20 protein-coding genes and 1 pseudogene are annotated in these 21,946 nt (G+C 61.2%); 5 read left to right on the top strand and 16 right to left on the bottom strand.

The features are described from left to right. Positions 1 to 12: 12 nt before the first annotated feature. The 5 genes and pseudogenes from ATY78_RS04160 to ATY78_RS04135 form a co-directional block, all read right to left on the bottom strand. A pseudogene (locus ATY78_RS04160) lies at positions 13 to 303 on the bottom strand (LysR substrate-binding domain-containing protein); the annotation flags it as partial. Positions 304 to 588: 285 nt separating this feature from the next. Next, positions 589 to 1,611, bottom strand: a complete 1,023-nt coding sequence (locus tag ATY78_RS04155) for a porin (protein WP_088681083.1) — start codon at positions 1,609 to 1,611, stop codon at positions 589 to 591. A 657-nt stretch (positions 1,612 to 2,268) separates the two neighbouring features. Further along, positions 2,269 to 2,757 carry an Lrp/AsnC family transcriptional regulator gene (locus ATY78_RS04145; protein WP_003540387.1) on the bottom strand — a complete coding sequence of 163 codons (489 nt, stop codon included), beginning with the start codon at positions 2,755 to 2,757 and terminating at the stop codon, positions 2,269 to 2,271. 69 nt (positions 2,758 to 2,826) lie between these two features. Further along, on the bottom strand, positions 2,827 to 3,459 hold the full coding sequence (locus ATY78_RS04140) for a uracil-DNA glycosylase family protein (RefSeq protein ID WP_088681082.1): 633 nt from the start codon (positions 3,457 to 3,459) through the stop codon (positions 2,827 to 2,829). A gap of 4 nt (positions 3,460 to 3,463) precedes the next feature. Continuing rightward, positions 3,464 to 4,021: a thermonuclease family protein gene (locus ATY78_RS04135; RefSeq protein ID WP_088681081.1), complete on the bottom strand. Its 558-nt coding sequence runs from the start codon at positions 4,019 to 4,021 to the stop codon at positions 3,464 to 3,466. A gap of 106 nt (positions 4,022 to 4,127) precedes the next feature. On the opposite strand from ATY78_RS04135, the gene ATY78_RS04130 reads away from it, so the two are divergent. Continuing rightward, a complete protein-coding gene (locus ATY78_RS04130; protein ID WP_088681080.1) occupies positions 4,128 to 5,663 on the top strand; it encodes a HAMP domain-containing sensor histidine kinase in 1,536 nt (511 codons plus the stop codon). 2 nt (positions 5,664 to 5,665) lie between these two features. Here ATY78_RS04130 and ATY78_RS04125 read toward each other — a convergent pair whose 3' ends face one another. Further along, positions 5,666 to 6,049: a diacylglycerol kinase gene (locus tag ATY78_RS04125; RefSeq protein ID WP_088681216.1), complete on the bottom strand. Its 384-nt coding sequence runs from the start codon at positions 6,047 to 6,049 to the stop codon at positions 5,666 to 5,668. Positions 6,050 to 6,163: 114 nt separating this feature from the next. Beyond that, positions 6,164 to 7,180, bottom strand: coding sequence for a nicotinate-nucleotide--dimethylbenzimidazole phosphoribosyltransferase (cobT, locus tag ATY78_RS04120; protein ID WP_088681079.1), 1,017 nt, complete (start codon positions 7,178 to 7,180; stop codon positions 6,164 to 6,166). Between the two features lie 164 nt (positions 7,181 to 7,344). On the opposite strand from cobT, the gene ATY78_RS04115 reads away from it, so the two are divergent. The 3 genes from ATY78_RS04115 to ATY78_RS04105 are packed head-to-tail and all read left to right on the top strand — an operon-like array spanning position 7,345 to position 9,062. Next, positions 7,345 to 8,127, top strand: coding sequence for an adenosylcobinamide-GDP ribazoletransferase (locus ATY78_RS04115; protein ID WP_088681078.1), 783 nt, complete (start codon positions 7,345 to 7,347; stop codon positions 8,125 to 8,127). 18 nt (positions 8,128 to 8,145) lie between these two features. Next, positions 8,146 to 8,364 carry a DUF1289 domain-containing protein gene (locus ATY78_RS04110; protein ID WP_088681215.1) on the top strand — a complete coding sequence of 73 codons (219 nt, stop codon included), beginning with the start codon at positions 8,146 to 8,148 and terminating at the stop codon, positions 8,362 to 8,364. Then, positions 8,361 to 9,062, top strand: coding sequence for a TIGR02281 family clan AA aspartic protease (locus ATY78_RS04105; RefSeq protein WP_088681077.1), 702 nt, complete (start codon positions 8,361 to 8,363; stop codon positions 9,060 to 9,062). The genes ATY78_RS04110 and ATY78_RS04105 overlap by 4 nt, the downstream gene beginning before the upstream one ends. A 2-nt stretch (positions 9,063 to 9,064) precedes the next feature. Here the strand turns inward: ATY78_RS04105 and ATY78_RS04100 are convergent, their stop codons facing one another. Further along, positions 9,065 to 10,336, bottom strand: coding sequence for an MFS transporter (locus tag ATY78_RS04100; protein WP_088681076.1), 1,272 nt, complete (start codon positions 10,334 to 10,336; stop codon positions 9,065 to 9,067). A gap of 535 nt (positions 10,337 to 10,871) precedes the next feature. Between ATY78_RS04100 and ATY78_RS04095 the strand changes: the two genes are divergently transcribed. Beyond that, positions 10,872 to 11,309 (top strand): EamA family transporter, encoded by a 438-nt coding sequence (locus tag ATY78_RS04095; protein WP_088681214.1) that lies wholly within the window; start codon positions 10,872 to 10,874, stop codon positions 11,307 to 11,309. Positions 11,310 to 11,315: 6 nt separating this feature from the next. Here the strand turns inward: ATY78_RS04095 and ATY78_RS04090 are convergent, their stop codons facing one another. From ATY78_RS04090 to ATY78_RS04055, 8 genes are all read right to left on the bottom strand, one after another. Beyond that, positions 11,316 to 11,741, bottom strand: coding sequence for a hypothetical protein (locus ATY78_RS04090; protein WP_088681075.1), 426 nt, complete (start codon positions 11,739 to 11,741; stop codon positions 11,316 to 11,318). A gap of 75 nt (positions 11,742 to 11,816) precedes the next feature. Further along, the gene (locus ATY78_RS04085; RefSeq protein WP_088681074.1) at positions 11,817 to 12,578 is read right to left on the bottom strand and encodes an ABC transporter permease; all 762 of its coding nucleotides are present in this window, start codon (positions 12,576 to 12,578) and stop codon (positions 11,817 to 11,819) included. Then, positions 12,575 to 13,501, bottom strand: coding sequence for an ABC transporter ATP-binding protein (locus ATY78_RS04080; protein ID WP_088681073.1), 927 nt, complete (start codon positions 13,499 to 13,501; stop codon positions 12,575 to 12,577). The genes ATY78_RS04085 and ATY78_RS04080 overlap by 4 nt, the downstream gene beginning before the upstream one ends. Positions 13,502 to 14,003: 502 nt before the next feature. Then, on the bottom strand, positions 14,004 to 15,617 hold the full coding sequence (locus ATY78_RS04075; RefSeq protein WP_088681072.1) for a glycoside hydrolase family 43 protein: 1,614 nt from the start codon (positions 15,615 to 15,617) through the stop codon (positions 14,004 to 14,006). Positions 15,618 to 15,990: 373 nt separating this feature from the next. Continuing rightward, positions 15,991 to 17,022: an L-glyceraldehyde 3-phosphate reductase gene (gene mgrA / locus ATY78_RS04070; RefSeq protein ID WP_088681071.1), complete on the bottom strand. Its 1,032-nt coding sequence runs from the start codon at positions 17,020 to 17,022 to the stop codon at positions 15,991 to 15,993. 302 nt (positions 17,023 to 17,324) lie between these two features. Then, positions 17,325 to 18,458: a Gfo/Idh/MocA family oxidoreductase gene (locus ATY78_RS04065; RefSeq protein WP_088681070.1), complete on the bottom strand. Its 1,134-nt coding sequence runs from the start codon at positions 18,456 to 18,458 to the stop codon at positions 17,325 to 17,327. Positions 18,459 to 18,466: 8 nt separating this feature from the next. Continuing rightward, complete coding sequence (locus ATY78_RS04060; protein WP_088681213.1) at positions 18,467 to 19,228, bottom strand: sugar phosphate isomerase/epimerase; 762 nt, start codon at positions 19,226 to 19,228, stop codon at positions 18,467 to 18,469. A 42-nt stretch (positions 19,229 to 19,270) separates the two neighbouring features. Further along, positions 19,271 to 21,730, bottom strand: a complete 2,460-nt coding sequence (locus tag ATY78_RS04055; protein ID WP_088681069.1) for a glycoside hydrolase family 2 protein — start codon at positions 21,728 to 21,730, stop codon at positions 19,271 to 19,273. Between the last annotated feature and the right edge of the window lie 216 nt (positions 21,731 to 21,946).

Raw genomic sequence — 21,946 nt, 5'->3', positions numbered from 1 at the left:
TCCGCCTCCTCGTCAATGGTGCCTGGATTTTTCGACGAGGAAATCGATCGGCACCCGCACCGCCGGCGGCATCCCCCTGGCCGTGGTGAAGACGATGTAGAACTGGCTCTCCTCCGACTGCCATTCCGGCAGCACCCGTACCAGCTTGCCGGTCTGGAGGTCGCTCTCGCAGGCGCTTTCGAGCAGAAGCCCGAAACCGAGGCCGGCGCGGGCCGCATCGAGGATGGCGGTCATGCTACGGCAGGTGAGCCGAGGCTGATGCTGAATCACCCGTTTGGCGCCATCCGGACCGATCAGTTCCCAGCCGCACAGCGATGCAACGGCCGACCTGATTCGCTTCAAAATTGAAAAAGGCAACGTCGTGAAAAGGGCAGGCATGATGCCGACGTGCGATACGCCACGTGCCGGTTCGGCTCACCTGCCAAGGCTCCTCTGAAAGAAGCCTTCAAGACTGTTCGGCAAAAGCGCTGCAAGGACGGTCCGGCAGGGAAGACCGGACCCGTCCCCGTAGCTGATCGGAGGTCACTCGGATCAGAAACTGATTTGAAAATACTCCCGGTCCGAAAACCGGGAGCATCATTACGTCGATTAGAACGAACGCTGCAGGCGGAAGTAGCCCGAGGTGGAGTCGTCGCCATCATCCGGATCGAGGTACTGAACCGAAGCCTTGGCGTAGAAGTTGTCTACGATCTGGTAGTCGACCGTCAGACCGACCTTCCAGGCATCGCCGAGACCGTCGAAGTCATCCGGAACAACCTTGCCACCGCCGAAGTAGTTGCCGTAGTACTGAACGGCCGGGGTGATCTTCAGCTTGTCGGTTGCCTTGATGGCGTATTCGGCAGCAACTGCCCATTCAGCCGACGAGTAGTAGGAGTTCGGGCCGGAGGAGTATACGCCAGCGAGGCCGAGCGTGCCGGGGCCGATTTCAACCGTACCCATTGCGCGGACAGCGCCGTCTTCGTTGTCGACGTCATAGCCACCGGTGATCTGGTAGCTGAATGCGCCGGCAGTGCCGCCAACGCCGAAGGCAACGCCAACGTTGTTGGCTTCTTCGCCGACCTTGTAAACGCCGTCTTCCAGTTCGTCGACGCTGAGGCCAGCGTAGAAGTCGCCGCTTTCGTACTGATAGCGGATGGAGTTGTGCAGCGTTACGACGGAGCCGATGTCGTCGGTTTCACCCGAGAGGCCATCGTCCCACCAGCTGTAGAAGAGACCGGCGCGGAAGCCCGCGACGTCGAGGTAAGCGGAGTCGAGGATGGCTTCCTGGTCGGAGGCATTGTCAGCATTGAACTGCATGACGATGACGCCGGTCAGCGGACCATACTCGGTGTCGCTCTTGGCCGTGAACTGAACCTGACCGCGGGTAACTGCATCCCAGTCAGAATCGCCGCCGACGTCTTCGCCAACGTTAACCTGGAAACGGATGTAGCCTTCGATCTTGAGGCAGGTTTCGGTGCCCGGGATGTAGAAGTAGCCGGTGCCGTAAGCGTCGCAGACGCGAACATATTCAACCGGTTCCGGCTCAGCAGCAACGATAGCGTCAGCTGCAAGAACCGGCGTCGATGCAGCAAATGCTGCTGCTGATGCAAGCAAAACCATTCTGATGTTCATTTACCAATCCATTCCTTTGTCGATCGGGGCTGATTTCCTATCGGGTAGTCGATTTGAAGCCGGCCCAGTTTGAACAGCCATCTCGGCGTGCGGATCGATCGAACCGCCAAACCGTCATCCCATACCGGACTTAATCAAGCAATTCTCGGCATGCGCCAGATGGCCTCCGCCGGCCAACTTTCGCCGGCAACGTGATTTTTATACAACAATCTCAGGTATTTAAAGCTGAAAACGCACAAAACGGCTCCGCGACGGAAATCCTCCATCGCAAGCCGCAAACGTTAAGCCCCATCGTCCAATTCTCCACCGTCCGACCCCCGTCGAACACACTGGTGAAGCGCACAAATCTTACCGCCTGCTAATGAACACATACAAGGTGGCGGTTTAGAACATGGTGTCCTGATTTCGATACCAATGAGTCAAAATGATGACATAGCGCCCACCGGTTCCAATCAACATAGCCGGGCAATGGTTACCGGGCTATGTATTTTTCGCAATTTCGGCAGGATTCGAGCGTTTTTTCGCAATTCCTGTGGCTTTTAGCAGTCTGAGCCGCCCATTTTAGCCTCAGCCTCACCAGATCGCCGCATTTTCGCCCCTAACGAAAATGCGGCGTCCGAAGCCATTCACGAACGCTGAACTCGAAATCCGCCAGCCTCAGTCTTCGTTGGACTTGGCGTTATCGAGGATCATGTAGTCGAGCGGCAACTGAGTCGAATACTTGATCTGTTCCATCGCAAAGGCCGAGGAGACGTCACGAATCTCGATCTTGGCGATCATCCGTTTGTAGAAAGCATCATAAGCAGCAATGTCGGGCACGACGACTCGCAGGAGATAATCGACATCGCCGCTCATCCGGTAGAACTCGACCACTTCGGGGAATTCGGCGACCACCTCGGAAAAGCGCCGCAGCCATTCGATCGAGTGGGTGGCCGTGCGAATCGACACGAAAACGGTGACTTTGGTGTTGACCTTTTCCGGATCGAGGATGGCGACTCGGCGCTTGATGACGCCGTCTTCTTCCATCTTCTGGATGCGCCGCCAGCAAGGCGTCGTCGAAAGCCCCACTTTCTTGGCGAGATCAGCAACGGCAAGGGTCGAATCTTCTTGCAGAAGCCGCAGTATCTTTCGGTCGAGGCGGTCCATGCGTACAACAGTCCTTTCGAATTATTTTCTCTGTATATCTCGATTCCGGGCGACGAAAAGAATTTTGTTTCAGGAAAGCAGCATTTTTGTCCGTTCCCGCAAGACCGGCAGCAATTCTTCCTCGAACCAGGGATTGCGCTTCAGCCAGCCGCTGTTGCGCCAACTCGGATGCGGCAGCGGCAGCACGGCCGGCGACCGGCCGGAAAGAAGGCTGTCACGCCATGCCCGCACCGTCTCCGTCATATTGCCTCGTCTCTCCAGAGCCATATGCCAGGCCTGCGCATATTGGCCGATGACCAGCACCAGTTCGATCTGCGGCATGGCCGAGACGACCCTTTGCCGCCAGAACGGCGCGCATTCGCGGCGCGGCGGCAGATCCGAACCCTTGTCGTCGTAGCCCGGGAAGCAGAAACCCATCGGCACGATGGCGAATCGGTCGCGGTCGTAGAAGACCTCCCTGTCGACGCCGAGCCATGACCGCAACCGGTCGCCGGAGGCATCGTCGAAAGGCAACCCGCTCTCATGCACTCGAATCCCCGGCGCCTGCCCGGCGATCAGGATGCGTGCCCTCGACGAGATCACGGCCACCGGCCTGGGCTCGTGCGGCAGCCGATCTTCGGCGCCCTTTGCCGGTGTGTCACGACAGATGCGGCACAAGGCGATTTCCTGCCGCAGCGCCTCCAGCGCGGCCTCGTCGGTCATGGCTTCACTCCCATCCGGCAATCCGACCGATGAAGCGCAGGGCGTTGTCGAGACCGGAGCGCTGGCGGGCGTGATCGCGCACGTCGCGCGGCCGCTCGAACGTCCCGGCCCAGAGGCCCGCCTCCGCAGCCCTCGCCTCGGCCTCCTCCCCGCCATAATCGCCATAGGAGATGGCCATGCCGCTGCGTACCATGGCGGCATTGATGTCGCCGCCCGCGCCATTGCGGCAGACGACGAGCAGCCTGTCGTAGCGGTCGCGGCGACTGCCCTGGCACGAGGTTCCCGAAGCCCGCACCATCGCCTGCAGCGCCTCGCGCGCCGCACGCCCGCAGGCCCAGGCTTTCCCGGCCCTCTCGCAGCTCTGGTGGAGCTCCGGCGCATCGATGCCTTCGAGGCGCAAACGTTCTTCTCCCAATGTCAGGCTGTCGCCGTCGGCGGCGTGAAAGGCGCCCGCATGCTTGGTTCTTGCTGCGTCGTTGAACTTGGCGGCAATCAGCGCGATCAGCGCCAACAAGGCAAAAGTGGTCACGCCGTCGCGAATCAGCCGCAGGGCTCGTGTCACGCTTTCGCCTCCTTAAAAAACAAATCCTTGGCAAAGATGGCAAACATCTTCTTAAGAATTGTCGGTTAGGCTCTTATCCACCCTGGGATGAAGTTTCAACGTGCACATGAGTACCGGCGTAAGCACATCGACCGACAAGATTATCGTCGACAAGTCGCGTAGCCACCGCAACAAGGCCGTTTCCAAGGCCGTGCGGCAGACACGCGAACGTCTTCAGTCCGGTCATGCGTCCAATTCTTCCTTCGACCGCGATGTACTTAAAATGTATGTGGCATCCGCGCTGCAAGGCGCGACGATCATGCCGCTCTTCGTCGTCATCATCACTGCGCTTGGCGTTTATTTCACCCAGAACACGCAATTGCTCTTCTGGGCGCTGCTGACGCTTACCTGCCATGCCGGCAATATCTTGCTCGCGCGGCGCGCGCGCCGGCAGGAAATCACGTCGGAGAGCGCCCGCAGATGGCGCCGCCTGCTGCTCGCCGGCCAGTTCCTGCTCGGCTGCTGCTGGGCGGTCTTCGCGCTGCAAGGCTGCGACACCTGCGAACCGTCGAGCTTCATTCTCTATAAGGGCGCAACGCTGCTGATCGCGCTCTCCGTCACGGCGATGTCGAACTTCATGCTGACGCCCTCCGTGCTCGTCGCTTTCGCACCGGCGGTCGTGGCGCTCACCGTCAAGAGCGGCCTGTCGCGCGACCTGCTCGAAATCAGCCTGACCGCGGTCTTCACCACCACGGTCGTCTTCTTCAACTACATCAGCGACCGGCTCTTCCGGTCGAATCTCATGATCCTCTCCTACCAGTCGGAAAAGGACGATCTCATCGCCGAGCTCGAAGTAGCGAAGTCCATGTCGGACGAGGCCCGCCGTCGCGCCGAAGAGGCAAACCTCGCCAAATCCCGGTTCCTCGCCTCCATGTCGCACGAGCTTAGGACCCCGCTCAACGCCATCCTCGGCTTCTCCGAGGTGATGTCGGCCGAAGTGCTGGGGCCGCTCGCCAATCCGACCTATAAGGAATATGCCGGCGACATCCACCGCTCCGGCCAGCATCTGCTCGATCTCATCAACGAGATTCTCGACCTCTCGCGCATCGAAGCCGGCAAATACGAGCTGAGCGAGGAGGCGATCTCTCTGCTCGATATCACCGAGGATTGCATCGGCATGGTCCAGCTGCGCGCCCGCGCCAAGAACATTGCCATATCGGATCAGTTCGAACGGCAATTGCCGGCCATCTGGGCGGACGAGAAGTCGATGCGTCAGGTCGTGCTCAATCTTCTCTCCAACGCCGTCAAGTTCACGCCGCAGGGCGGCGAGATCCACGTCAAGGTCGGCTGGACGGCCGGCGGCGGTCAGTACATCTCGATCAAGGACAACGGCCCCGGCATTCCGGAAGACGAGATTCCGGTCGTGCTGTCGGCCTTCGGCCAGGGCTCGATCGCCATCAAGAGCGCCGAACAGGGTACCGGCCTCGGCCTGCCGATCGTCCAGGCGATTCTTGCCAAGCATGACGGGCAATTCCTGCTGAAATCGAAGCTGCGCGAGGGCACCGAGGTGATTGCCATCCTCCCCGCCAAGCGCGTGCTCCAGAGCCTGCCGGCGGTCGAAGAAGCCCAGGCCGTCGCCCGCAAGCGCAAGAGTTTCGCCTGAACTCAGTTGAAAAACAGATGCTTGCCGAGCACGTAGCCGAGATAGAGGCAGCAGGCGGCGATCATGCAGGTCACCGCGAAGGAGCCGAGATCCTTGGCATGTTTGCCGACGATCGAAATCTCCGGTGAAATCCGGTCGATCACTTCCTCGACGGCAGTGTTCATCGCCTCCATCGAAAACAGCCCGAGAAACAGAAGCACCGCGATGACGATCTCACCGGCGCTCGCCCCTACCAGCGCCAGCGACACGATCGAAACGATGAAAAACCCGAGTTCCTGGCGGAAGGCCGCCTCCTTCAGCACACGCAGGAAGCCCGCCCAGGAATAGCTCGCCGCGGCGAGGAAATGCCGAAATCCGGTCTGCTTCGTCACCGCGGGCTTCACCAAGATCGATCCCCAGAGCATGTCGCGCAAAAGTGTGCAGCGGTTTTGCGATAACGACATGCGTAAAACAAGGACTTAAAGCGCGGGCCAAGCGAATCTGAAAGATCGCGACGCGCGTTAATGCTTGTTGCTCACACCCGCCTGGGCAAAGGTCGCCATGCCCGAATGGCAGGCAGCGGCGGCCTTGACGATGCCGGCGGCGAGCGCCGCCCCGGTGCCTTCGCCGAGCCGCATGCCGAGCGCCAGAAGCGGCGTCTTGCCGAGCATCTCGATCGCGCGCAGGTGTCCGGGTTCGCTGGAAACATGGCCGATCAGGCAATGGTCGAGTGCGGATGGGTTGGCGGCTTTCAGGATCGCCGCCGCCGCGGTCGCGACATAGCCGTCGATCAGCACCGGGATGCGCTCCATGCGGGCGGCCAGGATGGCGCCGGCCATCGCGGCAATCTCGCGTCCGCCGAGCCGGCGCATGATCTCCAGGGGATCGTCGAGATGGTCGCTGTGCAGCTCCACCGCTTTTTCCACCGCCGCGATCTTGCGCTCCAGCATCTCGCCTTCCGAGCCGGTGCCTGGCCCCACCCAGTCGCGCGCCGAACCGCCGTAGAGCGCATAGTTGATCGCCGCCGCAATCGTCGTGTTGCCGATGCCCATCTCGCCGATGCAGAGCAGGTCGGTGCCGCCGGCGATCGCCTCCATGCCGAAGGCCATCGTCGCGGCGCAATCGCGCTCGGAAAGCGCTGCCTCTTCGGTAATGTCGCCGGTGGGATAATCGAGCGCCAGGTCGAAAACCTTCAGCCCGAGATCATAGGCCACGCAGATCTGGTTGATCGCCGCCCCGCCGGCCGCGAAATTCTCCACCATCTGCTGCGTCACCGCGGGCGGAAAGGGCGTAATGCCCTGCCTGGTGACGCCGTGATTGCCGGCGAAGATCGCCACCAGCGGCCGGTTGACGGCAGGTGTGCGGCCCGTCCAGGCGGCAAGCCAGAAAGCGATTTCCTCGAGCCGTCCGAGCGCGCCGGGCGGCTTGGTCAGTTGCGCGTCGCGTTCGCGCGCGGCCACCAGCGCTCGGGCATCCGGCCCCGGCAGGTCGCGAAGCAGAGTGCGGAAATCGTCGAACGGCAGGCCTGAAACGCTCATCTGTGCGGTTTTCCTATGAATCCGGGTATTCTTGTCTTTTCCACGCAAACCAACTTGTTTGCGTCGCGCAAATCAGCTTGTTTGCGGTGGCAACTCTCTTAAAGCGGGTGGACGACGCGAACAACTCCAAAAGCGCCCAGCGCCCTCCGGCGGAATGAAGCAGAATGAAGATCAAGGATCATGCGGTCGATACCGCCCGCGCCGTCGCCTTCTTGAGCCGCATTCCCATGCCGCAATCGCTGTTTGAAGGTTATGACGGCAGACTGGGCAGGCTGGTGCGCGCTTTCCCCTTCGCCGGTGTCCTCATCGGCGTCATCCCCGCCCTCGCCTTTCTCCTCCTTTTAAGCCTGCGATCAGATCCTCTGATGGCGGCTCTGATCACGCTTTCCGTCCAGGTCGTCGCAACAGGCGCGTTGCACGAGGATGGATTGGCCGATACGGCCGACGGCATCGGCGGCGGCAGGAGCCGTGAACACAGCCTTCTCATCATGAAGGACAGCCGGATCGGCACCTATGGCGCGATAGCGCTGATCCTCTCCTTCGCGATCCGCGCAGCCGCACTTTCCGCTATTGCCCGTGATTCCTCGGCATTCGCCGCAGCCCTTGCCATTCCCGCCGTCGCGGCTCTCAGCCGCGGCGCCATCGCCTGGCACTGGCAAAGGCTGCCGCCGGCAAAATCCGATGGCGTGGCCGCCTCGGCCAGCCAGCCGGACGAAGCGGCGATGCAGTTTGCGCTCACCGCAGCCGGCCTCCTCGCGGCGGTGCTGATCTGGCCGGCATTCGGCCTCAGGCCGCTCGTTGCAAGCCTCCTCGCCACCGGCATCGCAGGGCTTGCCTTCACCGCCTTCATTCGCCGCAAGCTCGGCGGCCACACCGGCGACACGCTCGGCGCGACCCAGCAGGTTTGCGAAATCGCCGCCATCTGCGCTCTTGCCACCGCTCTTTGAAACCCCGATATGTCACTCATGCAAACACCCTGCGTCCACGTCTGCTCCATGGTTTCAGGCTCCGGTTTTTGCGCCGGATGCGGCCGGACTCCTGAAGAGATCGGCGGCTGGATGGGCTATTCCGATGCCGAGCGGCGCCGGATCATGGCGCTGCTGCCGGCAAGGCTTTCAGGCGCCGTCATGGCGTCGAACCCGACGAAACCAGAACTCGCCGGCGGGCCGGAGCGGCCTTTATGATCCGTTTGATCCTCCTGTTCCTCGTGATCGGCATCGGCCTTGCCGTGCTGATCGTCAACAATGACAGCGGCCGCATCCTCGGCCTGCAGAGCGACGACTTCGGCCGCTTCATCTATCTGCTGCCGATCGCGCTGATGCTGTCGGCCGGCATCTGGGGAAGCCGGCGAAACGTCGGAGAAACGATGCGCCATATGATGATCTGGCTCGTCATCATCCTGGCGCTCGCAACCGTCTACCTCTACCGCCAGGAAGCGCTCGCCGTCGGCAACCGGCTGCTCGCCGGCCTCGTTCCCGGCCGCGCCGTCGTCGTCACGACGAGCGAAGGCGGCCAGGAAGTCATCCTGCACAAGCTGCTGAACGGCCATTTCGAAGCCGATGTCGGCGTCAACGGCCAGACCGTCGAAATGCTCGTCGATACCGGCGCCAGCATGGTGGCGCTCTCGCATGAAGATGCCGAAAGAATCGGCATCGACCTCTCCCGCCTCACCTATTCCATGACCGTCATGACCGCCAACGGCCGCAGCCGCGCCGCACCGATCACGCTCGATCAGGTCGCGATCGGCCCGATCGTCCGTAACAACGTCGCAGCCAGCGTCGCCGAGGACGGCCGCCTCGACCAGAGCCTGCTCGGCATGAGCTTCCTGGAAACCCTGGGCTCCATGCAGATGCAGACCGACGAACTCCGCCTGCGCGATTGAGATCACCAGCTTTCGGCAGGCTCTCCATCAGCAATGGAGTTTGCGGATCGGCGGTCGATAAAAGCTGCGAAAAGCGCTGCCGACAAGGCAAGCGAGGCCGATATCAGCAACATCAGGAAGAGCGTGGGAACTGCGCCTGCCTTCTCTAGAAACAGGCCGGCAATCGAAGCGATCAATGCACCGCCGGCAATCGACATCGCGGCGGCAAGGCCTGCTGCGGTTCCCGCGAGATGAGCGCGAACGGACATGACACCTAGATTGGCAGCAGGAAAGGTCAAGCCATTGCCGATGCCGATGAAGACGCATGGCCCGAAAAATGCCAGGACATGCGTGACGCCTGAGATCGAGAGAACCAGCCCTAACAACAGGCCCATGCACGTCGACAGGCGTGCGATGACGAGCGTCCTGCTCAGCGATTTCCGGGCGAATCGGGCGGCGAGATAGCTGCCGAAAATAAATCCGGCAGGCACCATCCCCATGAAGAAGCCGAGTTTCGCGCTTGATCCGCCAAGCGACGTGCCTACGGCCAAGGATGCGCCTCCGAGGAAGATATAGAGTGTGCCTGTGGAGCAGGCCATGCACGCGGCATAGGCCCAGAACCGCGCCGAACTCAGCAATTGCCCATAGGAGGCGAAGTAGTTGCCTCGCGGTCTCGTGGCGTGCCCCGAGGTTTCCTTCAACTCGCGCATGGAGATGGCGAGGATGGCGGCGCCAAGCAGGGCAAGCGTGACGAAGATCGCCCGCCATCCGAACATTTCGTCCAAAACGCCGCCGAAGGTAGGGCCAAGCATCGGCGCGATGGCCCATCCCATGGCGGCGTAACCGATCCTGTTGGCGGCCTGGCGTTCACCCGCCGTCTCCTTGATGACGACGAGGGCGACGCAGAAGCAGGCGGCGATCGAGGCCTGCATCACACGAAAGAAAAGGAAAATGCCGATATTGGGAGCAAGGGCGCAACCGATGGACGCGACGATGAAAATCGAGACGGCGATCAGCGCGACCGGCCGGCGCCCATATCGATCCGACATCGCGCCTGCGATGATTTCGGTCAGCGCATTGATGACCGCATAGCCCGCGATCGAGAGATTGACGAGCGCGAAATCGGCCTGGAAGGTGGCCGCGATCTTCGGCAGCGCCGGCAGATAAATATTGACCGGCAGCACCGAGAGCGCCGTCAGCAGGAGAAGGACTGTACGCCGTGGCGCAGCGGCTGAGGCCGTGGCCGTTTCCCCGGCCGTGCGGCCGGCAGTCTGAATGGAGTCGTCGCGTGTCATGGTCTTGCCCGTCTTGTCAGCGAGATTTTGTGGGGGAATCCGACGAGGCGAAGCGCACATTCAAGGCACAAAAAAAGCCCCGTCAGGAGCTTGATTTACCGCGCATGGGGCTGATCGCCGGATGGTTACACCATCCTGCCCATGCGCCCTATCACCACGACAAGAACCATTGCGATCTTCATGACCGCTACAGCTAGACGGAAACCCGGACCTCGTCAACGCTAGAGCAATTCCAGGAAAAGTGCGAAGCGGTTTTCTCAGGCAAAGCGCGAAGCGCTTTTGCCGGGAATTGCGTAAATCCAAAAGGTTAGAGCGGTTCTGCGCTTCCGTGAAAAGCTGAACCGCTCTAGGTTTCCAGCGCTGCGAATATCGCCCGATGCCGCTTTACGGCGGCGGCCCGATCTGTCACGTTCGAGAGCAACAACAAGACCACAAAGAGCAAAAAGAAACTCCTAGTCTGGTGGCACCCCGCATGTTCGACCGGCATTCGCTTGAAGCGAAGGCCTTGACCCATGGGTGCGACAGGAGTTTCGCGATGAATTCATTCTGGCCGATCGTCGTCGGCGGCATTCTGCCCGCCATGTTCTGGGGCATCACCGCCATCTTTCAGAAGCAGAGCGCCACGGCCGCGACCGGCTCCGCCGTTTATCTGATCGCATTCGGTTCGGCCTGTGCGCTCGCAGGCCTGATCGCCGCACTGATCTGGCGCCCCGCGCCCTGGACCGCCGAGGGCCTTGGTTTTGCCGCCACCGCAGGCGCCTGCTTCGCCACCGGCACCGGCCTCATCAGCTTCGCGCTCTTTGCTTACGGCGTCCCGGTCTCGAAACTCGCTCCGATCTGGAGCTGCAACGTGCTGGTGACGCTGGCAATCGCTGCCGTCTTTCTCGGCGAAGCGGCCGAACTGAACATGGTCAAGCTTGCCATAGGCACCCTCCTCATCCTGTCAGGCGCCCTGCTCGTCAGCAGTGCGTGAGCGTAGTCAATAAGAGATCAGAACTTCACCGATCCGCTGGCGCCGCCTTACAACCAGCAGAGTCGTGACACCAGAGTCAGCCTCACCCGACAAAATATTGACAGTAGCTCGCCGACCGGAGAATTCGATCCGCGATCGCGAGTTCTGAAATGAGCAAGGATTCGGCGAGCAATAAATGCTCAATTCACCATTCGCCCCTGAGCCCGAATACAATGTGATCGCAAGATTGATGGTGGGATCGCTTTGATCGGCGAGGCTGCAGGTACTGTCAGGAAGGCATGACACCTCAGCGGAAAAAGGCTCCTTTCCCTCGATCGCGACGGCATAGGTAACCTTGATGGGATGGGTGGCCTCCTCCGACAGACTCTGCTGCGGAGCTAGGCAGAAGATCGAGGCGATTGCAAAACATCCGAACACATTGCTGCCACCCATCCCGATTGCCCCATGAACCGACCAAACCTTGCCGAGCAATCTTGATGTTGAAATTACGGCTCCTTTAGGACCGCATCAGTTGCGCAGCCGATACCCCGTCCTGAAGATCCAGCCGAGCGTCCCCAAGCAAATCGCCAGGAACATCGTGATCATCGCCAGGCTGATCGCGGGATTGACGTCGGCGATCCCGTAAAAGCTCCAACGGAAGCCGCTGACGAGATAGAGAACCGGGTTGAAGTGGCTGACCGCCTGCCAGAAGGGCGGCAGCATGTTCACCGAATAGAAGCTGCCGCCAAGGAAGGTCAGCGGCGGCACGACCAGCATGGGAATGAGGTTCAGCTGCTCGAAATTGCCGGCCCAGATGCCGATCATGAAGCCGAACAGGCTGAAGGTGATCGCCGTCAGCAGGAAGAACACGACCATCATGAAGGGATGCTCGATCCTCACGTCCACGAAGAGATTGGCGGTGAGCAGGATGATGACACCGATGATGACGCCCTTGGTCGCCGCCGCCCCGACATAACCGAGCAGAATCTCCGTCATCGCCACGGGCGCGGAAAGCACCTCGTAAATCGTGCCGGTGAATTTCGGGAAATAGATGCCGAAGGAGCCGTTGCTGATGCACTGGCCGAGCAGCGTCAGCATGATCAGTCCAGGCGTGATGAAGGCGCCGTAGGACACGCCTTCCACTTCCTGAATGCGCGAACCGACCGCGGCCCCGAAGACGATGAAATAGAGCGAGGTCGAGATGACGGGCGAGATGACGCTCTGCAGCAGCGTGCGGCGCGTGCGCGCCATCTCGAAGAAATAGATCGATTTGACCGCCTCGAAGTTCATTTGCCCGCTCCTACCAGCGCCACGAAGATATCTTCGAGCGAGCTCTGCCGCGTCGAGAGATCCTTGAAATGAATATTGTTTTCGCCGAGCCGAGTCAGCAGCGTCGCGATGCTTTCCTGCTCGTTGTTTGCGTCGAAATCATAGGTCAGCCGGTTGCCGTCGGCTTCCAGCGTCAGTCCGTTGCCGGCAAAGCAGTCCGGCAGCCGCGCGAGCGGCTCGACGAGATCGAGGATGAGCTGCTTGCGGCCGAGCTTGGCCATCAGCGCCGCCTTGTCCTCGACGAGCAACAGCTCGCCGCCGTTGATGACGCCGACGCGGTCGGCGATCTCCTCGGCCTCCTCGATATAATGGGTGGTGAGGATGATGGTGACGCCGGAGGCGCGGAGCTCTTCGACGACATGCCACATGTCCTTGCGCAGCGTCACGTCGACGCCGGCCGTAGGCTCGTCGAGGAAAAGAATATCCGGCTCATGGGAAAGCGCCTTGGCGATCAGTACGCGCCGCTTCATGCCGCCCGAAAGCTGGCGCAGCATATTGTCCTTCTTGTCCCAGAGCGAAAGGGCGCGCAGCACTTTTTCGATATGGGCGGGATTGGCTTTCTTGCCGTGCAGCCCGCGGGAAAAGGTCACCGTATTGAACACGGTTTCGAACTGGTCGGTGGTCAGTTCCTGCGGCACCAGCCCGATCATCGAACGGGTGGCGCGGAAATCCTTGACGACATCGTGGCCGGCGACCAGCACTTGGCCGCCGCTCGGATTGGCGATGCCGCAGATGATCGAGATCAGCGTCGTCTTACCCGCGCCATTCGGCCCGAGCAGCGCCAGGATCTCGCCCTTTTCGACAGTGAGATTGATGCCTTTCAGGGCCTCGAAGCCATTGGCATAAGTCTTTGTGAGGTTCTGAACGGAAATAATGGGGGCCATGCAGGACTCTTGCGGATTCGGAAGTATTTCGGCCCGCTATATAGTTCGTCTGTGACGCTTTGACATCCTTCGGGAACGTGAACACTGCATTCACACAGCACCAACACCGTCATCAACGCCACAAGGTCACTGCACGGTGATACGACCTGAATAGCCGGCTTTCGGCTATCGCATCGATGGCCGATCCTGCTGTGAAAAGAAAAATATGGCCGGCTTGGAATGTCATCATCCGGTGATGTTCATGCCCGATAAGAGAGCCGAGGCAAGCACCGGCATCCGCCCGCCGCCCATTCCTTTGCGGTGCCGTCTTCCCGGCGTTCTCGTTGCGCCCTTTTCCGCTGCCTCGGCATGTAGTGAAAGTTATTGTCAGTCACCAAGTTCTTGGAACCGGCCAGTACCCCCTGTTCAGCCGCGTTCGTCTCAGCCGGCCTCTGCGCCGGCTTTTCTTTTTGCGAAACATGGGGGACATCGGTCGCGGGTGGAAGGCAGCAGACGCTACCCCTCACAACTCATCATAATTGAACCAGTCGAAATCAGCCGCCTTGCCCCGCCCAGACGTATCGAAGGCAAACACGCCGGCGAAGGCGCCGGTGAAGGAGCCGTGTTCCCCACGCCCGCCCTCGTCGGAAATCACGCCGGCGTCGAGAACCGGGCCGATCGGCTGCCAGGCGCCTTTGCCTTCGGTCTGCCAGAAGAACTGCAGGTCGTTCTCGCGGATCTCCATCGCAAGCTGGACGCGGCCCTCGGCGGGGATCGCCGCACCGCTTTCGGCGGGAAAGCTGAGGCGCCCGTTCGGATAGTCGCCGTTGCAGGAGAGGATCGTCACGCAGCGGCCGAGTGTTTCGTGCAGCGTCACGGCGACCGCGTGGAACTTGTGGCGGTTGTAGTAGTGCGTCAAACCCGCGACCTGCTGATAGGTGTCGGGCGAGAATTCGATCACGGTCTCGCAGCGGAAACTATGATGCTCCTGCCGGCGGGCGACCAGCGACTGCTCGAACCAGGAGCCGATGCTCTCGCGACCGATCAGACGCAGGTGGCCGGGACGGTCCGTCAGGTTGAAGATGCGCTGGGGCTCGGGCGTGCGCAGCCACTGGAAATCAGCCGGCAGCTTGCCTCCGTCGAAACTGTATTCGGTGCGCATCGGCTTCTCTATCGGCACGGCGCCGAAGAGGCCGGGCGCCTCGACATCGGGCACCGAGGTGCCGTTTTCCAGATAAAGCCAATCGTCGTCGCGCCAGGCGCATTTCTGCAGGCTCGTTTCGCGTCCCAGCGTGCAGCGCCGCTTCGGCGGCAGCGGCCGGCCGCAGAGATGGGTGTGATAGGCCTGCCCGTCGGGCGTCTCGACATATTGGCCGTGCCCTGCCCGCTGCAGCACCGCGCCCGGCTGATCCTTGGAGGTGATGAGATGCATGTTCGGATGCATCTCATAAGGCCCTTCGATGCTGCGTGAGCGCGCCATGGTGACGGCATGGTCGTATCCCGTGCCGCCTTCGGCGGTCGTGAGATAATACCAGCCGTTCCTCTTGAAGAGATGCGGCCCCTCGACGAGGCCGAGCGGGCTACCGGCGAAGATGTTGCGGATCGGGCCTTTCGGCGCCTTGGTCGCCGGGTCCCATTCCTGCAGCAGGATGCCGTCGAAGGCCGGTGATTTCGGCGAGCCGCCGAAGCTTTCGGTGCGGTGGTTCCACTGCATGTTGACGAACCATTTGCGGCCGTCATCGTCGTGAAAGAGCGAGGGATCGAAACCGGAGGAATTCACATAGACCGGCTCGGACCATTCGCCCTCGATCGAGGGAGAGGTCACGATGTAATTATGCGCATCCTTGAAATTACCGTCGAAACGCTTGACGTCGGTATAAACGAGCCAGAACTGCCCGTCTGCATAGGAAAGGCACGGCGCCCAGATGCCGCAGCTATCGGGATTGCCCCGCATGTCGAGCTGCGAGGCGCGCTCCAGCGGCCGGCGCACCAGCGTCCAGTTCACGAGATCCCTGGAATGGTGGATCTGCACGCCGGGATACCATTCGAAAGTCGAGGTCGCGATGTAATAATCGTCGCCGACGCGGCAGATCGACGGATCGGGATTGAACCCGGGCAGGATGGGATTGCGGATCATGAACGGGCTCCTCCGAGATTATAGTTGTGGTACGTACGTCAAATGCGGGGCGACCATGGCGCCAACTCTATGCTCGGCTTGAGCCGAGCGATGTCACAAAGATACGGCCAGGCGATACTCCGACAGACGAGAAAGGACGAAGGCGCTGCCGCTTGCCCCTTCTCCCCAGCGGGGTCCGAAGGACGGGTCGAGACCCGTGGCTCGACCCCGGTCAATGCCGGCAGGCAGATGAGGGGGCGAACGGTGAAGCCGCGAGTGCACTGAGCGCAAGCGAAGGCAAGCAATGGTGTGCCGCGTGGCCCCCTCATCCGACCCTTCGGGCCACCTTCTCCCCGCTGGGGAGAAGAGGGAGCAAGCAGCACTCCCACCTCTCTTAATCCCGCTCCGCCGACTTCGCCCAGAGATTGATATCCGCCTCCTTGGCATAGACATCGATCTCCTTCAGCTCCTCAGCCGAAAACTCGATATTATCCAGCGCCTTGACGCAATCGACGATCTGCGACGAGCGGCTGGCGCCGATCAGCGCCGAGGTCACGCGTCCGCCGCGCAGCACCCAGGCGATCGCCATCTGCGCCAGCGTCTGGCCGCGCCTTTCGGCAATCTCGTTGAGCTTCCTGATATTGTCGATGATCGAGGGGCGGATGAAATCGCGCTTCAGGAAATGGTTCTGCGCCGCGCGGCTGTCCTCGGGAATGCCGGCGAGATACTTCGTCGTCAGCATGCCCTGGGCAAGCGGCGAGAACACGATCGAGCCCATGCCGACATCGTCGAGCGCATCGAGCAGCCTGTCGTCCTCGACCCAGCGGTTGAGCATGGAATAGCTCGGCTGGTGGATCAGGCAGGGCGTGCCGAGTTCCCTGAGAATAGCGGCGGCTTCGCGGGTGCGCTGCGAATTATAGGAGGAGATGCCGACATAGAGCGCTCGGCCGGAGCGGACGATATGGTCGAGCGCGCCGCAGGTTTCCTCAAGCGGCGTGTCGGGGTCGAAACGGTGGGAATAGAAGATGTCGACATAGTCGAGACCCATGCGCTTCAGGCTCTGGTCGCAGGAGGCGATCAGGTACTTGCGGCTGCCCCATTCGCCATAGGGACCCGGCCACATATCGTAGCCGGCCTTCGACGAGATGATCAGTTCGTCGCGAAGCCCGGCAAATTCGGTGCGCAGGATCTCGCCGAAAGCGGTCTCGGCGCTGCCGGGAGGCGGTCCGTAATTGTTGGCGAGATCGAAATGGGTGATGCCGAGGTCGAAAGCCGTGCGGCACATGTCGATCTTGCGGTCATGCGGCGTGTCGCCGCCGAAATTGTGCCACAAGCCAAGGGAAACGGCCGGCAGCTTCAGGCCGGAACGGCCCGTGCGGTTATATTTCATCTTCGAATAACGGTCTGCGGCCGGTTGCCAGCTCATGAAACTCTCCTTGGATACAATGTCTTTGTAGTCATCATGTCAGGCACAGGCCCGAGCGTAACGGCACTATTGGAGCAAGCGCGCTGGCACGGCAAGCATACGGCGCACGCTCTCTATGACTGCGCGCGCCGACCTTCTTTGACGGCAGGCACTGCCTCCAACGTCGTCATGCTCGGCCTTGTGCCGAGCATCTGCTGCGCTCTCGGTAGATCCTCGGGACAAGCCCGAGGATGACGACGCTAACGTGGCGTCCTGAGGGTCAAAGTCTCGGGCCAAACGAGCCCCGAGACAATACCCCTCCGCTACCTCAACAGCGCCTGCGCCTCTTCGATGCCGAGCGCGGCCGGCTGGGTGCAGGTCGTCGTCAGATCGATGAACCGGCCCTCCTCGCCCGACTTCAGGATCGAGGTCATGACGTCGACGCCGTGCAGCGTGCGGTCGAGCGAACAGCGCGCGTCGCGGCCCTCGATCAGCGCCATCGCCATGTCGGCAAGGCCGGCCGTACGGTAGTTGGCGCGCGCCCCGTTCGGGTTTTCCTGGTTGATCTTGCCGAAGGGATGCTCCCAATCATCGAGCGGCTTGATGTCCTTGTCGCGGCCGCTCGCCTCGACAGTGCCGCCGAAGAAGTTCGGGTCCGGCACGTAGAGCGAGCCGTCGGTGCCGTAGAGTTCCATATTGGCATGGCGGTGCGACCACACATCCCAGCTCGCCGACAGCGTCACCGTGGCGCCGCTGACGAATTCGAGCAGCGCCTGGATCGTCGTCGGTGTCTTCACAGGGATGGTCTCGCCGTGGCGCGGCTGGCTGGTGATCGTGCGGGTCGCCGATGCCATCGAGGTCATGGCGCCGACACGCTTCACCGGGCCGATCAGGTTGATCAGGTTGGCGATGTAATAGGGCCCGAGATCGAGGATCGGGCCGCCGCCCGGCAGGAAGAAGAAGTCCGGGTTCGGATGCCACATCTCCATGCCAGGGCTCATGACATAGCAGGCGCCTGAAGTGACCCGGCCGATGCCGCCGTCGTCGATGAACTTGCGGGCAAGCTGATGCGCGCCGCCGAGGAAGGTGTCCGGCGCGCAGCCGACGGCAAGGCCCTTCGCCTTGGCGATGCGGCGAAGCTCCTCACCCTGCTCCAGCGTAAGGACCAGCGGCTTTTCCGAATAAACGTGTTTTCCGGCTTCGAGGATCGCCTTCGACACCGGAAAATGCGCGTCGGGGATGGTCAGGTTGACGACGACGTCGATCTCGTCATTGGCGAGAAGCGCGTCGATCGTCTGTGCCTTGACGCCATATTCCTTGGCGCGGGCCTCGGCGGCCTGCACGTTGATATCGGCGCAGGCCAGCACCTTCAGCCCCTTGAAGAGCGGTGCGAGCGAGAAGTAGGTGGTGGAGATGTTGCCGCATCCGATGATGCCGACGCCAAGTTCCCTGGTCATGATGTGCCTCAATAGGTCTGGAAGGATGCGATCGAGCGGGTGATCAGGCGATCGACATCGGCCGGATTGTCATGCTCGACGACATAGTGCTTGGTCTTGGTGGCCTTGAGGGCTGCGACGAGCTTTGCCCAAGGCAGAGTGCCATGGCCGACATCGGCCCAGCCATCCTCGTTCTTATTCTCGCCTGCCGGCGCAATGTCCTTGACGTGAGCCGAAGTGATGCGCGAGCCGAGCTTTTCGATCCATGCGAACGGATCGGCACCGCCACGAACGACCCAGGCGATATCGGCTTCCCAGGAAATGTCGGGCGCGCCTTCGAAAATGCGCTCGATCGGCAGCGAGCCGTCGGCGAGCTTGACGAATTCGAAGTCGTGGTTGTGCCAGCCGAATTCATAGCCGGCGTCCTTGTACGGCTTGCTCATTTCCTGCAGGCGCTTGCCGAATGCCAGCCAGCCGGCACCGTCGGTCGGGCGCTGATCGGCTGCCAGATGCGGCGCATAGATCGAGTCCATGCCGAGAGTTTTGGCAATGTTCAGCGACTTCTGGACTTCGCCGTCGAGGAAATCGGGGCTGAAGTGGCCGCTCGCCATCGTCAAGCCGTTCCTGTCGAGCTCTGCACGCAGGCTCTTCAGACCGGCATCGTCAAGATCGGCATAGATGCCGCCGAAACCTTCGACTTCCTGATAGCCTGATTTGCCGAGCTTTTCGAAGATCGCCGAATAAGGTTGGAAGTTACGGGCGCTGTAAAGCTGGAAACTCAATTTCGTCATCATTCCTCCTCGGGCCTCGTGCCCATTGAATTTCAGTCCAGATCAATCCGCGGACTGACAAGATTGCAGGTCGTAGAAGCGGAATTCCGGCAGCTTGCCGCGTTCGAGCGGATGTGCCGGGGTGAAGGTGATACGGCGGCTCTCGCCTGCTGCAAGATCGAAGGCATTGTCGGAATATTTGCCGTCCGTCTCGCTTTCGATCATCACGAAGAGCGCAAGTCCCCTGGCGGTGACGTTGATGTCGACAGCGCCGCTTGCCTCGACATATTCATGGGTGACGGTCAGGCCCGACGGCTCCAGCTCCAGCGCCTTATAGGTGCCGTTGACATAGTGCCCCTCGCCGCCCATGCCGTTCGAGGCGGTGAAATGCCAGGCAAGCAGCGTTCCCTCGGCAATCTCGGACACGTCGATGGTCGCGGCCGTCACCGCCGCATCCGGCGAACACATGGCCTGCACGTCTTTCAGGTGCTTCCGCTCGCCCTTCATCGTCAGAAGCGAGATCGAAAGGTCGACGCTGACGTCCGAAAGCGTGTCGTTGACGAGCGAGAAGCGGATCGTCTTGCCGTCTTCCGAGGGAATGGCGGCAACCGCCACCGGCTGGAAGAAGCGCTTGACGAGATAATGCATCGCCTTCCAGCGGCCGCCATAGTCGAGGCTGGACCAGGAGGCGACCGGCCACGTGTCGTTGAGCTGCCAGTAGATCGTGCCCATGCAGTGGGGTTTGAGCGAGCGCCAATATTCCACCGCCGTCTTGATCGCCAGCCCCTGCTGGATCTGGGAGAGATAGACGAAGTTCGGGAAATCCTTGGGAAAGCGGAAATAGCGGAACATCGTGCCGGCGATGCGCTCGTTGCCGCCGGCATTCTTCTGGTGCAGCTCCATGACCGGCGAAGCGACGTTCATGTCCTTCTCTTCGGCATAGGTCCTGATGACAGGCAGCGACGTATAGGACTGGAATCCGAATTCCGAGCAGAAGCGCGGGCGCACCGAACGGTAATTGTCGAAGGATTTGTTCTCGTGCCAGACCGACCAGTAATGCATGTCGCCGGAGCCATCGGCATGCCAGGCGTCGCCGAAATCGAGATAGCCCGAGGCCGGGCTCGACGGCCACCACAGCGCGCCGGGCAGCGCCTTCTTCACCGCCTGCTCGATCGTGCGGTTGAGGCGGTCGTAGGAGACGAGATAGCGGTCGCGGTCCTTGCGAGACTCCTCGAACCAGGTCAGCGCTCCCACAAGTTCGTTGTCGCCGCACCAGAGCGCGATCGAAGGATGTGAGCAGAGCCGGCGCACCTGGTAATCCACCTCGATCGCGACATTGTCGAGGAAGTCGTCGGTCGAGGGATAGAGGTTGCAGGCGAACATGAAGTCCTGCCAGACCAGGAGGCCCAGCCGGTCGCAGAGATCGTAGAAATGTTCCTGCTCGTAGAAGCCGCCGCCCCAGACGCGGATCATGTTCATGTTGGCGGCTTTCGCCGATTGCAGCAGATCCTCGGTCTTTTCAGGCGAAGACAGCGAATAGAGCGCGTCGGCCGGAATCCAGTTGGCGCCGCGGCAGAAGATCTCGCGGCCATTGACCTTGAAGGCGAAACGGCTGCCCGCCGCGTCCGGCGTGGTGATCAACTCGATGGTGCGCAGGCCGATCTGCTTCGTCACTTCCTCGTCGGATAGCTCGACGGAGAGCGTATAGAGCGCCTGCTCGCCGCTGCCGGAGGGCCACCAAAGACGCGGATTATCGATATGGAAGAGATGGTGGACATCGGTCTCGCCCTTGACGCCGACATCGAGACGGACACGCTCGCCGTCGAGATCGAAATAGACCTGTGCGATGCCGGGATGCTTGGCAAACAGGCTCGCCGTCACCATGAGATCGACCGAGCCGTCATTATTATGGACCTGGCGGGTGACGACATGTTCGATGCGCGCCGTCTCAAGCTTCTTCAGCGCGATCGTGCCATAGAGGCCGAACGGCGCGATGGCGATATTCCAGTCCCAGCCGAAATGGCATTGCGGCTTGCGCAGCATGTTGCCGTCGGGGATCGGTGAATTGCCGGTGCTGTAGGGAATGTAGAAAGGCTGCTGCTTCTGCCGCTCGGCGCCAATGGCGGGGTTGGAGGCAAAGACGATGCGGATGGAATTGTCGCCTGATTTCAGCATGCTGGACACATCAGGCCGGTAGCGCCGAAAGCTGTTGTCGGCTTCGAGCGCCAGGAAGCCGTTGACATAGACGCTGGCGACCGTGTCGAGATAGTCGACATCGAGATACCAGTCGCCCTCGACCTCCTGCAGCGTGAAGCTGCGCTCGACCGCCCATTCCCGCTCAGCGACCCACTGCACCTTCTCCTCGTTGCGGCCGAAATAAGGATCGGGGATCAGCCCTGCCCGATGCAGCGCCGTGTGCACGTCACCGGGCAAGGTGATGGCGCTCTTGATCTCACGATCGACGGAGGTGAGTTGCCACGAACCGGAAAGGTCGATGCTAGAGGGGGTCGATTGTTGCGTCACGATATCATTTCCGATTTTGAAAGGGGATGATCTTGAGAAGGAAGGGCGAAGGTGACTATTTCCCCGCCTTGTCGTTCGTCAGGGACGTTTCCTTCCCCTCACCCTTCGCCAGAGGCGCCCCACCTCTCCTCCCTCATTCCCTTCCTCGGGCTTTGCCCGAGGGATGTCACAGGAATCCAGTGCGCCCAGGTCCCTGGGCGCGGGAGACCCCTACGT

It is taken from the genome of Rhizobium sp. R635 (assembly GCF_002211285.1).
Lineage (GTDB): Bacteria > Pseudomonadota > Alphaproteobacteria > Rhizobiales > Rhizobiaceae > Rhizobium.
The sequence above is the reverse complement of the archived record's forward strand: the minus strand, read 5'-3'. Positions and strand labels throughout refer to the sequence as shown.

What these genes read in the sequence shown, in the direction of transcription:
- ATY78_RS04155 (WP_088681083.1), bottom strand. Translation starts at nt 1,611, where the DNA reads ATGAACATCAGAATGGTTTTGCTTGCATCAGCAGCAGCATTTGCTGCA.
- ATY78_RS04145 (WP_003540387.1), bottom strand. Translation starts at nt 2,757, where the DNA reads ATGGACCGCCTCGACCGAAAGATACTGCGGCTTCTGCAAGAAGATTCG.
- ATY78_RS04140 (WP_088681082.1), bottom strand. Translation starts at nt 3,459, where the DNA reads ATGACCGACGAGGCCGCGCTGGAGGCGCTGCGGCAGGAAATCGCCTTG.
- ATY78_RS04130 (WP_088681080.1), top strand. Translation starts at nt 4,128, where the DNA reads ATGAGTACCGGCGTAAGCACATCGACCGACAAGATTATCGTCGACAAG.
- cobT (WP_088681079.1), bottom strand. Translation starts at nt 7,180, where the DNA reads ATGAGCGTTTCAGGCCTGCCGTTCGACGATTTCCGCACTCTGCTTCGC.
- ATY78_RS04115 (WP_088681078.1), top strand. Translation starts at nt 7,345, where the DNA reads ATGAAGATCAAGGATCATGCGGTCGATACCGCCCGCGCCGTCGCCTTC.
- ATY78_RS04110 (WP_088681215.1), top strand. Translation starts at nt 8,146, where the DNA reads ATGCAAACACCCTGCGTCCACGTCTGCTCCATGGTTTCAGGCTCCGGT.
- ATY78_RS04105 (WP_088681077.1), top strand. Translation starts at nt 8,361, where the DNA reads ATGATCCGTTTGATCCTCCTGTTCCTCGTGATCGGCATCGGCCTTGCC.
- ATY78_RS04100 (WP_088681076.1), bottom strand. Translation starts at nt 10,336, where the DNA reads ATGACACGCGACGACTCCATTCAGACTGCCGGCCGCACGGCCGGGGAA.
- ATY78_RS04095 (WP_088681214.1), top strand. Translation starts at nt 10,872, where the DNA reads ATGAATTCATTCTGGCCGATCGTCGTCGGCGGCATTCTGCCCGCCATG.
- ATY78_RS04090 (WP_088681075.1), bottom strand. Translation starts at nt 11,741, where the DNA reads ATGGGTGGCAGCAATGTGTTCGGATGTTTTGCAATCGCCTCGATCTTC.
- ATY78_RS04085 (WP_088681074.1), bottom strand. Translation starts at nt 12,578, where the DNA reads ATGAACTTCGAGGCGGTCAAATCGATCTATTTCTTCGAGATGGCGCGC.
- ATY78_RS04080 (WP_088681073.1), bottom strand. Translation starts at nt 13,501, where the DNA reads ATGGCCCCCATTATTTCCGTTCAGAACCTCACAAAGACTTATGCCAAT.
- ATY78_RS04075 (WP_088681072.1), bottom strand. Translation starts at nt 15,617, where the DNA reads ATGATCCGCAATCCCATCCTGCCCGGGTTCAATCCCGATCCGTCGATC.
- mgrA (WP_088681071.1), bottom strand. Translation starts at nt 17,022, where the DNA reads ATGAGCTGGCAACCGGCCGCAGACCGTTATTCGAAGATGAAATATAAC.
- ATY78_RS04065 (WP_088681070.1), bottom strand. Translation starts at nt 18,458, where the DNA reads ATGACCAGGGAACTTGGCGTCGGCATCATCGGATGCGGCAACATCTCC.
- ATY78_RS04060 (WP_088681213.1), bottom strand. Translation starts at nt 19,228, where the DNA reads ATGACGAAATTGAGTTTCCAGCTTTACAGCGCCCGTAACTTCCAACCT.